At 69.4% G+C, this 14607-nt stretch carries 10 protein-coding genes and 1 pseudogene; 5 read left to right on the top strand and 6 right to left on the bottom strand.

Translation table 11 applies throughout. The features are described from left to right. Window positions 1-79: 79 nt before the first annotated feature. Window positions 80-1702, bottom strand: a complete 1623-nt coding sequence (locus AC4HOU_RS26885; RefSeq protein WP_163811232.1) for an acyl-CoA dehydrogenase family protein — start codon at window positions 1700-1702, stop codon at window positions 80-82. Next, window positions 1689-2471, bottom strand: coding sequence for a TetR/AcrR family transcriptional regulator (locus tag AC4HOU_RS26880; RefSeq protein ID WP_194992601.1), 783 nt, complete (start codon window positions 2469-2471; stop codon window positions 1689-1691). Before AC4HOU_RS26880 ends, AC4HOU_RS26885 begins: the two co-directional genes overlap by 14 nt. A 64-nt stretch (window positions 2472-2535) precedes the next feature. Here AC4HOU_RS26880 and AC4HOU_RS26875 point away from each other — a divergent pair, with 64 nt between their 5' ends. The 3 genes from AC4HOU_RS26875 to AC4HOU_RS26865 all read left to right on the top strand — a co-directional run bounded on the left by AC4HOU_RS26875 (window position 2536) and on the right by AC4HOU_RS26865 (window position 6300). Then, window positions 2536-3297 carry a crotonase/enoyl-CoA hydratase family protein gene (locus AC4HOU_RS26875; protein WP_194992602.1) on the top strand — a complete coding sequence of 254 codons (762 nt, stop codon included), beginning with the start codon at window positions 2536-2538 and terminating at the stop codon, window positions 3295-3297. A gap of 4 nt (window positions 3298-3301) precedes the next feature. Next, a complete protein-coding gene (locus tag AC4HOU_RS26870) occupies window positions 3302-4669 on the top strand; it encodes a hypothetical protein (RefSeq protein WP_195006798.1) in 1368 nt (455 codons plus the stop codon). 428 nt (window positions 4670-5097) lie between these two features. Beyond that, on the top strand, window positions 5098-6300 hold the full coding sequence (locus AC4HOU_RS26865; protein ID WP_490725525.1) for a Cmx/CmrA family chloramphenicol efflux MFS transporter: 1203 nt from the start codon (window positions 5098-5100) through the stop codon (window positions 6298-6300). Between the two features lie 135 nt (window positions 6301-6435). On the opposite strand, the gene pgi is transcribed toward AC4HOU_RS26865, so the two are convergent. Continuing rightward, window positions 6436-8088: a glucose-6-phosphate isomerase gene (gene pgi, locus AC4HOU_RS26860; protein ID WP_163811242.1), complete on the bottom strand. Its 1653-nt coding sequence runs from the start codon at window positions 8086-8088 to the stop codon at window positions 6436-6438. A gap of 81 nt (window positions 8089-8169) precedes the next feature. On the opposite strand from pgi, the gene AC4HOU_RS26855 reads away from it, so the two are divergent. Continuing rightward, entirely contained in the window at window positions 8170-9624 is a 1455-nt protein-coding gene (locus AC4HOU_RS26855) for an NAD-dependent succinate-semialdehyde dehydrogenase (RefSeq protein WP_490725524.1), read from the top strand. Between the two features lie 144 nt (window positions 9625-9768). Here the strand turns inward: AC4HOU_RS26855 and AC4HOU_RS26850 are convergent, their stop codons facing one another. Next, window positions 9769-10062 carry a chorismate mutase gene (locus AC4HOU_RS26850; RefSeq protein WP_081505625.1) on the bottom strand — a complete coding sequence of 98 codons (294 nt, stop codon included), beginning with the start codon at window positions 10060-10062 and terminating at the stop codon, window positions 9769-9771. A 397-nt stretch (window positions 10063-10459) separates the two neighbouring features. Between AC4HOU_RS26850 and AC4HOU_RS26845 the strand changes: the two genes are divergently transcribed. Next, window positions 10460-13177, top strand: a complete 2718-nt coding sequence (locus tag AC4HOU_RS26845) for a UvrD-helicase domain-containing protein (protein WP_490725523.1) — start codon at window positions 10460-10462, stop codon at window positions 13175-13177. A 15-nt stretch (window positions 13178-13192) separates the two neighbouring features. Here the strand turns inward: AC4HOU_RS26845 and AC4HOU_RS26840 are convergent, their stop codons facing one another. Continuing rightward, window positions 13193-14068, bottom strand: coding sequence for a DUF1731 domain-containing protein (locus AC4HOU_RS26840; protein WP_490725534.1), 876 nt, complete (start codon window positions 14066-14068; stop codon window positions 13193-13195). 142 nt (window positions 14069-14210) lie between these two features. Beyond that, window positions 14211-14582 (bottom strand): annotated as a pseudogene (locus AC4HOU_RS26835) (SRPBCC family protein); the annotation flags it as partial. Between the last annotated feature and the right edge of the window lie 25 nt (window positions 14583-14607).

The raw sequence follows: 14607 nt of genomic DNA, 5'->3' as shown, positions 1-14607 counted from the left end.
TGACAGTACTCGCGCGATCGGCCGTCACCGGCTCCGTCGAGCCGGCGGCGGCCGTTGCACCGCGGTGAGCGCAGGCGTGTCAGGCGACGAACGCCCGCTCGATGATGGCGGCGGTATCGACTCCGGTGGGCAGGGTGCCGAACGCGATGCCCCAGTCGTCGCCGAGCCGGGTGGCGCAGAAGGCGTCGGCGACCGCGGAGTGGCCGTGCCGCACCAATTGCGCGCCCTGCAGGACCAACGCCATCAGCTCGACCACGCGGCGGGCCCGGTACTCGATATCGCTGAGGTCGGACAGTTCCTTGCCGACGCGGTCGATGGCGTCGTCCAGGCGCGGGTTGCCGCCACGGGCCAGGTTCACCTCGTTGAAGTAGGCCTCGACCGTCTCCGGCTGGCGTCCCATCGCGCGCAGGGCATCGAGCGCGGCGACATTGCCCGAACCTTCCCAGATCGACATCAGCGGCGCCTCCCGGTACAACCGTGGCATCCCGGATTCCTCGGCATATCCGTTGCCGCCGAAGCATTCCAGCGCCTCCGCGGCATGCGACGGCGCGCGCTTGCACACCCAGTACTTGGTGACGGCCAGCGCGATCCGGCGCAGCGCCGCTTCGGCCGGATCACTGCCCGCGCGGTCGGTGGCGCCGGCCAGCCGCATCATGACCGTGGTGGCCGCATCGGATTCGATCACCAGATCGGCCAGCACGTTCGCCATCGCGGGCTGGTCGATCAGCTTGGCGCCGAAGGCTTCCCGATGACGCGCGTGATGTACCGCGGAGACCGCGCCCACCCGCATCCCGGTGGCCGAACCGATCACGCAGTCGAGCCTGGTCATGTTCACCATCTCGATGATGGTCTTGACGCCCGCGCCCTCCGGGCCGACCAGCCAGCCGGAGGCGTTCTCGTATTCGATTTCGGAGGAGGCGTTGGACTTGTTGCCCAGCTTGTCCTTGAGCCGCTGGATGCGGATCGGATTGCGGGTGCCGTCGGGCAGCACGCGCGGCAGCAGGAAACACGAGAGTCCGCCCGGGGCCTGCGCCAAGGTGAGGAACATGTCCGACATGGGCGCGGAGGTGAACCACTTGTGCCCGACGATCCGGTACGAGCCGTCCGGCTGCGGGGTGGCGGTAGTGGTGTTCGCGCGGACGTCGGAGCCGCCCTGCTTCTCCGTCATCGACATGCCCGCGATCAGACCGGCCTTGGTCGACGGCTCGCGCAGGCCGAAATCGTACGTGCGCGAACCGAGTAGCGGTTCGTACCGCGCGGACAGCTCCGGATTGTTGCGCAGCGCGGGGACCACGGCGTACGTCATCGAGATCGGGCACATGTGGCCGGCCTCGGCCGAGCCCCAGGTGAAGAACTTCGCCGCGCGCGCGGTGTGCGCGCCGGGACGTTCGTCGAGCCACGGGGCGCCGTGCAGGCCGTGCGAGACCGCGACGTTCATCAGCTCGTGCCAGTACGGGTGGAACTCGACCTCGTCGATGCGGTGTCCGTAGCGGTCGTGGGTGTGCAGCACCGGTGGGTTCTCGTTGGCCAGCCTGCCCCACTCCTGGGCGCGCGCTCCACCCGCGAGCACCCCCAGCTCGCGCACCTCGGCCTCGGCCCACCCAGCGCCCTCCCGGTGCAGGCCTTCGATCAGCGCCGGATTGCGGGAGAAGTCGAACGGGACGATCGGCGGGACCTGGTTGACAACGTCATGCGTCTGCATCGTGCGCTCCTGGGAGGTTGACCACGGGCATCGGCATGGTCGCCGTGCCATCGGTGCGGGCGGGATCGGGGACGGACGGGGGCGCGCCGGGCGCGGTGCCGAAGACGGGCAGCTCGGCGGTGGGTGCCGTGGTGGAGACGGCTGCGGACGGCCAGCTGATATCCGGGTGCGGACCGCGGCGCACACCGAGCGCGCGCAGGGCGAAGGACACCAACTCCGGCACGACCGATTCGGTATGCGGTGCGTGGGCCAGCGGCCCGACCAGTACCTCACCGATGGCGCCGACCATGGCGGCGGAGCTGATGCGGGCGTCCTGGGGCGGCAGCTCGCCGCGGGCCACGCCGTCGGCCACTGCGGATTCGAAGGTCTCGGCGAAGGCGCGCCGGAAGCGCAGGCGTTCGGCGTCGACCGCCGCGTCGACGGGTTCGGCGAGCAGGACATAGGCGAGTTTCGGATTCTTGAGCGCGCGCACGGCGAACGTCTCGACCGCCGCGCTGACCCGCTGCGCGGCATCGCCGCCGGAACCGGCCGCCGCGACGGCCTCCACCTCACGGGTGACCACCCTGCGGAACACCCCCGTGACGAGATCGGCCTTGCCCTCGAAGTGTTTGTACACCGTGCCGGTGGCCACGCCGGCCTCGGCGGCGACGGCGGCCATGGACAGCCCGGCGAAACCATCACGGGACAGCACCCTGGTCGCGGCCTGCACGATCAGTGCGGCCTGCGCGTCGAGCCGGGCCTGTACGGCGGGGGTTCTGCGGTATACCACGCAAGAAGTGAAGCACGAATTCACTTCTTCACACAAGGGGGTATCAGGCCGTATGGTCGGTCAGATGAGTGTCAGAGTCGAACACGCCGGCCCGGTCACCACGGTGATCCTGCACCGGCCGCAGGCACGTAATGCCGTCGATGGGCCGACCGCGCGGGCGCTGGCGGAGGCCTTCCGAGCCTTCGATGCCGATCCCGACGCCGCGGTCGCGGTGCTGTGGGGCGATGGCGGCACGTTCTGCGCCGGCGCGGACCTCAAGGCGATGGGCGGGGAGAACTCCAACCAGGTCACCGAGGACGGCGACGGCCCCATGGGGCCCACCCGGATGCGCTTGTCCAAACCGGTGATCGCCGCGGTCTCCGGCTATGCCGTGGCGGGCGGGCTCGAGCTCGCGCTGTGGTGCGATCTGCGGATCGCCGAGCAGGACAGCACCTTCGGCGTGTTCTGCCGCCGCTGGGGCGTTCCGCTGATCGACGGCGGCACCGTCCGGCTGCCGCGGATCGTCGGCACCGGCCGCGCCATGGACATGGTGCTCACCGGCCGCCCGGTCAGCGCACCGGAAGCCTTGGAGATGGGCCTGGTCAGCCGTGTCGTGCCCTCCGGCGATGCCCGCAGGGCAGCCGAGGAGATCGCGGCACAACTCGCGGCGCTACCGCAGACGTGTCTGCGCTCGGACCGGATGTCGCTGCTGGAGCAGGACGGGCTCGACGAAGACGCCGCCCTGCGCAACGAATTCCGGCACGGTATGCGCGCGCTGATGGACGGCGCCCTCGACGGTGCGGCCCGGTTCGCCGCTGGTGCCGGCCGCCACGGCGAATTCGGATGACGCGATGACCGGGCGCGGGAGCGATCCGACCCGACTCACCGTTGTCGACGAGATCTTCCTGCGCACCCACCGTGGCCTCGGCACACCCATCGCCCTGCAAGGGTTGTGGCGCACCGGCGACCGAGTCGAGCCCCGGTTGCTGCGGGACCTGCACGCGCGCCTGCGCCGTGGCCCGCTCGGCCGGCGGGTCGTCCGTGCGCGGGTGCCGGGAGCGCGCCGGTCCTGGCACGCGACCGTCCGGGCGCATCCACTGGACCTGCACGATGAGGTCGCAACCAGCGAGGTGCTCGGCTGGGCCGAGACCCTCGGCGGCGACCTGGACCCCGAGTACGCGCCGGGCTGGCGGCTGTCCTCGGCCCCCGTGCACGACGGCGGCACCGTCATCGCCTTGACCTGCTCGCACGTCCTGGCCGACGCCCGAGGCCTGATCATCGCCGTCGACGCGGCCCTGACCGGGCAGACCTGCGAGCCGGCCACCGAACCGCACTCCGACTGGGCCGACGCATGGGCGCAGCTCGCGACGGTGCTCGGCGGCACCACCGCGGTACTGGGATCCGTGCTGAGACGGTGGGCCTCCCCGGCCGCTCACACGAGCGCGGCCGGTCGCGTTCCGGGGTCCGGCGCTGCTCGACGACCTGCCATCACCGGCCGCGATTACGCGCGCGCCGAGGGGATGCGGCAGTCGATCGGCACCGCGAACACCGCCGACGACCCATGCGCCACCCCGCTGCCGGCCATCGGCGCCATCCTGTGCCTCGATGCCGAGCAATGGGACCGCATCGCCGCCACCTCCGGGGGCACCGCCAACAGCCTGTTCATCTGGTGTGTCGCGAACACGCTGTGGGCCGGTGGTTTTCCCGCATCGACGATCGACGCCGCGCTGCCCGTCGACACCAGGGACGAACCCCGGGTGGACAACGATCTCGCCATGACCGCGATCACCGTCACCCGGGCCGACTCACCCGGCGTGATTCGCGCGAAGGCCCGCACGGCCTACGAGCACCGGATGACCAGCCCGGCCGGTCTACCCGAGGAAACTTTGCAGCTGGTCCCGGACCGCCTGGCCTACACCATGTCTCGTGGCGCGGGCGAACGCGACATCCTCTGCTCCAATATCGGCACCCTCCCCCCGAGCCTGCACAGCTTCGGCCCGCACGAGTGCACCGCCATCGCCGCCCGCGCCATCCACCCCGGCCTCACCTTCGCCCGACGCCCACGCACCCGTCTGTCGGGCTACCTGTCCCACGACCGAGATACCTACACGCTGGCGTTGGTGAGTCTCGCCCCCGAACTCGTTCCGAATTCGGCGGCGCTGCACCGGCTTGCCGAGGAGACGGTGCGCAGCGTCGGTCTCTCGCCGCGCGGGTGGTAGCGAACACGCGGCAGCTGCCGCCGCGCATCTTCTCGAGTCGAGCGAAGTCGAACTCCATAGAACATCGGGCTGGGCGCGCTGGGCTCGGGCGTGCTGGCGGCCGCGCGCTCGATTCGACGGAAAACCAGTCGCACAACCTCGACGCACCTTGCTAGCGTCTCGGCCGTGATGTCCCCGGAGGCCTCCAGACGATAGCCATCTGGCCGATCTGCCAGGTGGCGTTGTGGTGTAGCGATACGCAGTGACGATTCGATCGTCACCGCCGGCGCATGCGCCCACGATGCCGCGTCGTGCCGCATTCGCGGCCCAGATCTGGCCCGGCTCGAGGTACCGCGCATCGTGCGCGCATTCCGCTCTCGTCGTCGTCGAGCCATCCCCGGTCGACGGCGGATTCGTCTCATCACACCTCTCGGAGTCCTATCGTGCCAATGGTGGTATTCGTCCTGGCCGCAGCAGTATTCGCCCAGGGCACTTCGGAATTCATGCTGTCGGGCCTGCTGGAACCCATGGCCGCCGATCTCGGCGTGCCGATCGGCTCGGCCGGCCTGCTGACCTCGATGTTCGCGGTCGGGATGATCATCGGTGCGCCGGTGATGGCGGTAACCGCGAGCCGCTGGCCCGTGCGGCACTCGCTCACCGGGTTCCTGGCCTTGTTCGTCGTCGCTCACATCGTCGGCGCCCTCACCTCGACGTTCGGTCTGCTGCTAGCGACGCGAGTGGTGGCGGCGGTCGCCAATGCCGGATTCCTGGCTGTTGCACTGGCCGCTCTGCCTGCGCTGGTGGGTGCGGAGCGGGTCGGCAGAGCGACCTCGATCATCCTGTCCGGCGTCACCGTGGCTTGTATCGCGGGCGTTCCGGCGGGCGCGGCGCTCGGACACGTGCTCGGCTGGCAGTCGGCCTTCTGGGCGGTGGTGCTGGTCGGTGTGCCCGCGCTCGCCGCGACGTGGCTGCTGGTGCGCGCTCGGGATCATCGCGCCCACCCGCCCGCCGAGCACCTGTCATTGCGCAGTGAGCTGTGGGTCGCGGGGAGGCCACGAGTGTGGGTCGTCATGGTGGTGGGTGCCCTGGTGAACGCGGCGACCTTCGCAGGCTTCACCTACCTCGCCGTCGTCGCCACGGAGGTCGGCGGCGCCGGCGAGGCCTGGGTGCCGGTGGTGCTGGCCTTGTTCGGCGTCGGATCGTTCGCCGGGGTGAGTGGTGCGGCCCGATGCACCGACCGGCAGGCCGCGCTCGTGGTCGCGGCGGGCGTCGTCGTTCTTCCGCTCGTCTGGGCCGTCACGGCACTGGCCGCGGCGCTGCTGCCCGTCCTGTTGCTGATGGTGGTAGTCGGCGGCGCCGTGTCATTCGCGGTCGGATCCATTCTGATCGGTCGTATCGTCAGCGCCGCGGCGCCGACCGCACCCAGGCTCAGCGGGGCTTTCGCCACCACCGCATTCAATGCTGGGGCCGCCGCTGGGCCCGCGGTCGCCGGCGTCGCCATCGGTATCCATGGTTCGGTCTCGGCGGCATTGTGGGTGAGTGCTGCGCTGGCCGCCGCGGCAACGGCCATCACCGCGGCCGGGCGCGGGCTGATGACACCACCCGTGTCTCCTGCGGAGGAACCCGCGCCCGAGCGCACGCCGACAAATTGAGCGTGGTGTACCGGCGTCCGAGCTCGCCCGGGTCCTGGACCGAACGGTGTCCCCAGCGGCACCGGCGGTCGCCCGGGTCTACGTTCCGATGCGACGCAGCCGGCTCATCGGGACAACGCCCGTGCCGGGACCCCGTCAGCGATGGTCTCGATACCAGCGGATCAGCTCGTCGGTGGACGAATCTCCCTGCGACTGTGGTGGTTCGGACGAGGTGAGCAGCGGAGCCAGTGCCAGGGCCTGCTGTTTGCCGAGCTCCACACCCCACTGGTCGAAGCTGTCGATGCCCCAGATGGTGCCTTCGACGAACACCTGGTGCTCGTAGAGCGCGATCAGCTGACCCAGCACCGACGGCGTGAGCTGCGGCGCGAGGATGGTGGTGCTCGGCCGGTTGCCGGGCATCACCTTGTGCGGCACCAGCTTCGGATCGGTGCCGTCGGCGGCGACCTCTTCGGCGGTCTTGCCGAAGGCCAGGACCTTGGTCTGGGCGAACAGATTGCTCATCAGGATGTCGTGCATGCTGCCGGTGCCGTCGCGGGTCGGCAGATCGTCGGTGGGGCGGGCGAATCCGATGAAGTCGGCGGGGATGAGCCGGGTGCCCTGATGCAGCAGCTGATAGAAGGCATGCTGACCGTTGGTGCCCGGTTCCCCCCAGAAGATCTCGCCGGTCGAGGTGGTGACCGGGGTGCCATCGGCGCGCACCGACTTGCCATTGGATTCCATCGTCAGCTGCTGCAGATAGGCGGGAAAGCGCGCGAGATCATTCGAATACGGCAGCACCGCACGCGATTCCGCGCCGAAGAAGTTCGCGTACCAGACCCCGAGCAGGCCGAGCAGCACCGGCGCGTTGTGCTCCAGCGGTGCGGAGGCGAAATGCTGGTCGATGCTGTGCATGCCGTCGAGGAACTCGGCGAAGCGCTGCTTGCCGATGGTGATCATCACCGACAGCCCGATCGCCGAATCCACCGAGTAGCGTCCACCGACCCAGTCCCAGAAACCGAACATGTTGGCGGTGTCGATCCCGAACTCGGCCACCCGCTCGGCATTGGTGGACACCGCGACGAAATGCTTGGCCACCGCGTCCTCGCCCAGCGCGTCGACCAGCCAGCGTCGAGCCGCGGTGGCATTGGTGAGCGTCTCCAGCGTGGAGAACGTCTTCGACGCGACGACGAACAGCGTGCTGGCCGGATCGAGGCCGTCCAGTGTCGAGACCAGGTCGGTGGGGTCGACGTTGGAGACGAAACGGGCGCCGATGGTCGTCTCGGGCGTCTCGCCCACGGCGTAATGGCGCAGCGCTTGATGCACCATGACCGGACCGAGATCCGAGCCACCGATGCCGATGTTCACCACGGTCGCGATGCGCTCGCCGGTGGCCCCGCGCCACTGCCCGGACCGCACCTGATCGGCGAACGCGCCCATCCGCGTGAGCACCTCGTGTACCTCGGCGCCCGCGTCGGCGCCATCGAGGATCAGCGATCGGCCCGCGGGCAGACGCAGCGCGATATGGCCGACGGCGCGGTCCTCGGAGGTATTGATGTGCTCGCCGCGGTACATCCGGTCGCGGCGCTCTTCCACGCCCGCCTCGCGCGCCAATTCGACCAGCAGTTGCAGGGTTTCCCGGGTGATCCGGTGCTTGCTGTAGTCGATGTGAAGATCGCCCGCGGTCACCGTCAGCTCACGTCCGCGGGCGGGATCCTCGGCGAAGAATTCACGTAGCGTCCGGCCGGAAACAGCGCTGTGGTGGTCGTGCAGTTTCTGCCAGGCCGCCGATGCGGTGATGTCGCTGCTCACGTCCGCCGAGCGTAGTAGCCGCCCCGTTCGCGTGCACGCGAACGGCACCGAACGCCGACGGCGCGGGCCTAACCTTGGCTCATGGCCTCCGAACGCGAAGTACTCGAATCCGTACCCACCCAGCTGTGGATCGGCACAGGAGCCGACGCCACCGGCGGCGCGACCTTCCCGGTCTACAACCCGGCCGACGGGCAGGTGCTGACCCACGTCGCCGACGCCGCCCCCGAGGACGCGATGCGCGCGCTCGACGCCGCTGTCGCGGCACAGGCCGATTGGGCGGCCACCCCCGCCCGTGAACGCGGCGAGATCCTGCGCACCGTCTTCGAACAACTCACCGCGCGGGCCGAGGAGTTCGCGCTGCTGATGTCCCTGGAAATGGGTAAGGCGCTGCCCGAAAGCCGCAACGAGGTGCGCTACGGCGCCGAATTCTTCCGCTGGTTCAGCGAGGAAGCGGTGCGGGTGCACGGCCGCTACCTGCACGCACCGTCGGGCACCGGCCGGATCATGGTGCACAAGCAGCCCGTCGGGCCGTGCCTGGCGATCACGCCGTGGAATTTCCCGCTGGCCATGGGCACCCGCAAGATCGGGCCCGCGCTCGCCGCGGGCTGCACCATGATCGTCAAACCGGCGTCGGAAACACCGCTGACGATGCTGCTGCTGGCCAAACTGTGCAGCGAGGCCGGCCTGCCCGACGGTGTGCTCTCGGTGATCACCACCAAGCGGTCCGGTGCCGTCACCGGGCCGCTGCTCCAGGATCCGCGGCTGCGCAAGCTCACCTTCACCGGCTCCACCGAGGTCGGCCGCAAGCTGGTCGAGCAGTCCGCGCACGGCCTGCTGCGCACCTCGATGGAACTGGGTGGCAACGCACCGTTCGTCGTGTTCGACGACGCCGACGTCGACGCCGCCGTACAGGGCGCGATGCTGGCGAAGCTGCGCAATGGCGGCGAGGCGTGCACCGCGGCCAACCGCTTCCACGTTCAGCGCGGCGTCGCCGCGGAGTTCACCACCAAGCTGATCGAGGCGATGACCGAGTCGGTGGTGCTCGGCCGCGGCACCGATCCGGACACCACCCTCGGCCCGTTGATCAACCAGGACCAGCGCGATACCGTGCGCGAACTCGTCGACGACGCGGTGCAGGCCGGCGCGACCGTGCGGCTCGGCGGTAAGGAACCGGACGGGCCCGGCTGGTTCTATCCGGCCACCGTCCTGACCGATATCCCCGCCGAGGCCAGGATCCTGCGCGAAGAGGTGTTCGGCCCGGTCGCGCCGATCGTCACCTTCGATACCGAGGACGAAGGTCTGGCCGCGGCAAACGACACCGAGTTCGGCCTGGTCAGCTACGTGTACACGCGAGATCTGGACCGGGCGTTGCGGGTGGCCGAGGGCCTGGAGAGCGGCATGGTCGGGATCAACCGGGGCGTGATCTCGGATCCCGCGGCGCCCTTCGGCGGCGTGAAGGCGTCCGGCTTCGGGCGCGAGGGCGGCACCGAGGGCATCGAGGAGTACCTGTCCACCAAATACATCGCGCTCACCTAGCCCGAACGACGGCAGAGACGAGACGACCGCCCCGGGGTGTGAACACCCGGGGCGGCCATGGGGGAGGCGACGATCTCGCGACCGTCGCGAAGTGTGGGACGCCCGCCTACCCGGCGCGTGCGCGCCGGTGCTCGGGGCGAGGGCTCAGTGGCCGAGGCGACCGCGGCCGAGCCGCAGCAACAGCATCGCGAGGGTGTGGCCTTCCTGGCCCAGTTCGCTGAAGCGCTCCAGCACCTTCATCTCACGGCTGTGCACAAGGCGGGGCCCGCCGGACGCCATTCGGGTTCGGCCGATGATCCGCGAGATCTCGGTCCTGCGTTTGATCGCGGCGAGGATCTCGGCATCGAGCCGGTCGATCTCCTTGCGGAGTTTCTCGATCTCGGCCTCGGTATGAGGCAGAGCCGATTCGGACCCGGTCGTCGTGGCAGGGGTGCTCATCATTCATCTCCTCGTGTCAGAACGTGGATCGGTCGACGCGGGCAGCTCGTTACCGATCGGTTCTTTCACCGTGAAACAGACCTGGTGGGCCTTGCATTGTCCCCCCAGCATTGTCTCCCCAGTGGGGGCGCTCAGGTGCAAAGTCCGCGATACCCATATGCGGGGGACATCCGTTGCGGACGTCTCGCGGGAGCCCTGACCATGTGGCCAGTCTGCCACGGGTCGAAAGGTATGCAAAACGGTTACGTTTGTGAATCTGCTGAGAACGCGTTCACAGCTTTCCGGCCGCGACGACCTGGGCCGGTTCACCGGTCGTTGACACGATGCTCACTCCGAGGTCGCCGGGCGGGCCCAGGAGTTCAACTCTGTCGGTGTGCGCCGGTAGCGTGGACAGACGATGGACAGCACCTTGGCTCCCGAGACGCATGGCGGTCACCGGCCCGAACCCGAACCGCGATCCGGCACCTCATCGCAGGCCCAGCCCGCCTCCGAGGCTGCTCGAGCACCGCAGCCGCCGGAGAATGCGGCGGTTGCTCCCGCGGCGGCTCAGGGCGGCCTACGGGCCCAGCAATTGCGCCTCACGGCCGAGCAGCAGCAGCGGCGCAGCGAAGCGGGTCAGCGCCGCGCCGAGGAGGAGCAGCGGCGGGCCGAGGAGACCGAGCGGCTGCTCGAAGGCCTCAATCCGCAGCAGCGCGCCGCGGTGGTGCACACCGGCGCGCCACTGCTGATCGTCGCGGGCGCGGGCTCCGGTAAGACGGCGGTGCTCACCCGGCGCATCGCGTACCTGCTGGCCGCCAGGGGCGCCACCCCGGGCCAGATCCTGGCCATCACCTTCACCAACAAGGCCGCCGCGGAGATGCGGGAACGGGTGATCGGGCTGGTCGGCCCCCGCGCGAACAACATGTGGGTCTCGACCTTCCACTCCAGCTGCGTGCGGATCCTGCGCATGCAGTCGGCGCTGCTGCCCGGGCTGAACTCGAACTTCTCCATCTACGACGCCGACGATTCCCGTCGCCTGCTCACCATGATCAGCCGCGATCTGGACATCGACACCAAGAAGTACTCCGCCCGCCTGCTGGCCACCGCCATCTCGAACCTGAAGAACGAGCTCATCGATCCGGCCAAGGCCACCGCCGACGCCGAATCCGACGATGCCGAACTGCCCGGCCTGGTCGCGCGGGTATACACCGAGTACCAGCGCAGGCTGCGCGCGGCCAACGCGCTGGATTTCGACGATCTGATCGGCGAGACGGTCGCGCTGCTGCAGAACCATCCGCAGGTCGCCGAGTACTACCGCCGGCGCTTCCGGCACGTGCTGGTCGACGAGTACCAGGACACCAACCACGCCCAGTACATCCTGGTCCGTGAGCTGGTCGGCCATCACGCGAGCCGCCAACCCGCCGACGCGGCCGGTGACGCCGACGCCGCCGCGGGCGCGGCCGCTGCTGCCGGAACCGAGGAGGAGTGGACCGACGACGATCAGCACCGGGTCCCGCCGAGTGAGCTGTGTGTCGTCGGCGACGCCGACCAGTCCATCTATGCCTTCCGCGGCGCGACCATTCGCAATATCGAGGAGTTCGAACGCGACTTCCCCGACGCCGAAACCATCCTGCTGGAACAGAATTACCGCTCCACCCAGCACATCCTGTCCGCCGCGAACGCGGTCATCGCCCGTAACGAGGGCAGGCGGGAGAAGCGGCTGTGGACCGATTCCGGTGAGGGCGATCTGATCACCGGCTACGTCGCCGACAACGAACACGACGAAGCCTCGTTCGTGGCCCGCGAGATCGACCGGCTGGTCGACGCGGGCGAAGCCACCTATGGCGATGTGGCGGTGTTCTATCGCACCAACAACAATTCGCGTGCGCTGGAAGAGATCTTCATCCGCATGGGCCTGCCCTACAAGGTGGTCGGCGGCGTGCGGTTCTACGAGCGCAAGGAAGTCCGCGATGTCGTCGCCTACCTGCGGGTGCTGGAAAACCCCGACGACGCGGTGAGCTTGCGCCGCATCCTCAACACTCCGCGACGCGGGATCGGCGATCGCGCCGAAGCGTGCGTGGCGGTCCACGCCGAACAGCGTGATATCGGTTTCGCCGCCGCTCTGCGCGATGCCGCCGAGGGCAAGGTCGCGCTGCTGAACACGCGCGCCCAGCGCGCCATCTCGGGTTTCCTCGACCTGCTAGAGGAGATCAGGGCCGCAGGGCAGCGCCCGGACGCCGATTTCCCCGATGTCGGCAATGTGGTCGAGGCGGTGCTCGACCGCACCGGCTACCGTGCCGAACTGGAAGCCTCCGATGATCCGCAGGACGGTGCCCGGCTCGACAACCTCAACGAGTTGGTCAGCGTCGCACGGGAATTCAGCTCCGAGGCGCACAACAATGCCGAGGCGGCCCGTGCCGAGGGGCTGCTGCCGGAGGCGGCCGACGGCGAACCCGAACCCGGCTCGCTGGCGGCCTTCCTGGAGCGGGTATCGCTGGTCGCCGATACCGATCAGATCCCGGACGAGGGCGCGGGCGTGGTCACCATGATGACCCTGCACACCGCCAAGGGCCTGGAATTCCCGGTCGTCTTCGTCACCGGCTGGGAGGACGGTCAGTTCCCGCATATGCGGGCTCTCGGCGATCCGGCCGAACTGGCCGAGGAACGCCGTCTCGCCTACGTCGGCATCACCAGGGCAAGGCGCAGGCTGTATCTGAGTCGCGCGGTGGTGCGTTCGGGCTGGGGGCAACCGGTGTCCAACCCGGAATCGCGGTTCCTCCAGGAGATCCCCGGCCATCTTATCGATTGGAAACGGCTGGAGCCCAAGAACTCCGGTATGCGCGGCGGGCGTCGTCGCGGGGATGACGCCGGCGAACGCGACTGGACCGAAGGCTGGTCGGAACCACGCCCTGGCGTGCGCGATCGCCGGCCCGCCCCGCGCAGCGCGGGCGTGAAACGCAACAATGTCGACCTGGTGCTCGCCGTGGGCGACAGGGTCAGCGACGACAAGTACGGGCTCGGCCGGGTGGTGGCCGCTGACGGAGTCGGTCCGCTGGCCACGGTGACCATCGATTTCGGTACCGCGGGCAAGATCCGGCTGATCCCGCAGTTCAGCCGGACGCTGGTCAAACTCTGAACGCCTGCTGACCGATCAGTTCGGCAGCAGGTCGGTCAGTGCGTCGTCGAGGGTCGGGTAGCGGAACCGGAAACCCGTGTCGCGCAGCACCGCTGACGTGGCGTGGCGGCCGGTGAGCCCGAGCGCCGGATCGGAGCGCAGCACCACGGCGCCGAGGGCCAGTAGCGGTTTCGGTGTCGGCGGCGCGGGCGGCCGGTGCAGGTGCCTGCGCAGGGTCGTCATCAGGTCTCGATTGCGCACCGGGAAATCGGTGGCCGCCACCAGGATGCCGTCCGGCAGCCGTAGCTCGGGGTCGAGCCCGAGCGCGGCGCGGACGATCGCGAGCCAATCCTCGATGTGGATCCAGCTGAACCATTGCTTGCCGTCGCCGATCCGGCCGCCGAGGCCGGCCCGGGTCAGCTGACACAGGCGTTTCAGCGCCGGTGCCTGCGGATCCAGCACGATGGAGGTGCGCAGGACGGTATTGTGGCGGGCTTTCGCGCCGTCGAACGCGTCTTCCCACGCGGCGGCCACGCCCGTCATCTGTGGCAGGGCCGCGGCACCGGTCGGCAGCGGTGTGGTTTCGGTGCACCGGGTTTCGCCCGCATCGGACCAAATGGCGGTGGTACTGGCTTGAATCCAGTAGTCGATCGGGGCGTCGAGTGCGCCCGCGGCGGCGACCAGTGCACGGGTCGGTTCGACTCGGCTGTGCCGGAGTTCGTCGATGTTGTCGGCGGTCGGCCGGCAGTCGACCAGCTTGCCAGCCAGATTGACGACGGCGGTCGGGCCGGGATTCACCAGGGAGTCGGCCCAGTCGCCGACCGTTCTGCCGTCCCATTCCCGTTGCGGGAAGGGCAGTTCCGGGTCGCGTCGGCGGGTGAGGATGACAACGTGCTTGCCCCGGCAGACCAGGTCGGCGGCGATGTGACGGCCGAGCGCTCCGGATCCGCCCGCGATGACGGCGGTGAGTGCGTCGGCGGCCGGGGGAGATTCCGGCGAGTGTCGCCAGCCGGGCGAAGCAGACTCGGGCGTCGGTCTCCACCAGCGTGCCGATGATCGCGCGAACCGCGCCTGCCGACGGGCCGGTGAAGGTGAGCCGTTGGGCCAGTTCGGTTCCGCCGGCCACGGAGGTGAGGGTCCAGGTGAGAAACATCCGGCCCATCGGGGTGTCCTGCTCGAGGGTCAGTTCGCGTTCGGGTTCGACCGTGGTGAGCACGAACGGGTCGGCGCTGCGCTGATGCACGGGGCCGAGCAGACGTCCGCGCGGGACGATGTCGCCGGTGGTTCCGGCGGCGACGGGGCCGTGCATGACGACGGAGGTGACTGCCGGATTCCATTCGGGCAACCGCTGTGGGTCGCCGAGTACGCGCCAGATGTCGGCGGCGGGCAGTGCGAGGACTTGGGTGTACGTCGTTGTACGAGCCATGGCCTGACGCTATGTGGCGCGCCCG

It is taken from the genome of Nocardia sp. JCM 38205, from assembly GCF_058222935.1.
Note: the sequence above shows the minus strand (reverse complement) of the source record. Positions and strands in the feature narration are given on the sequence as shown.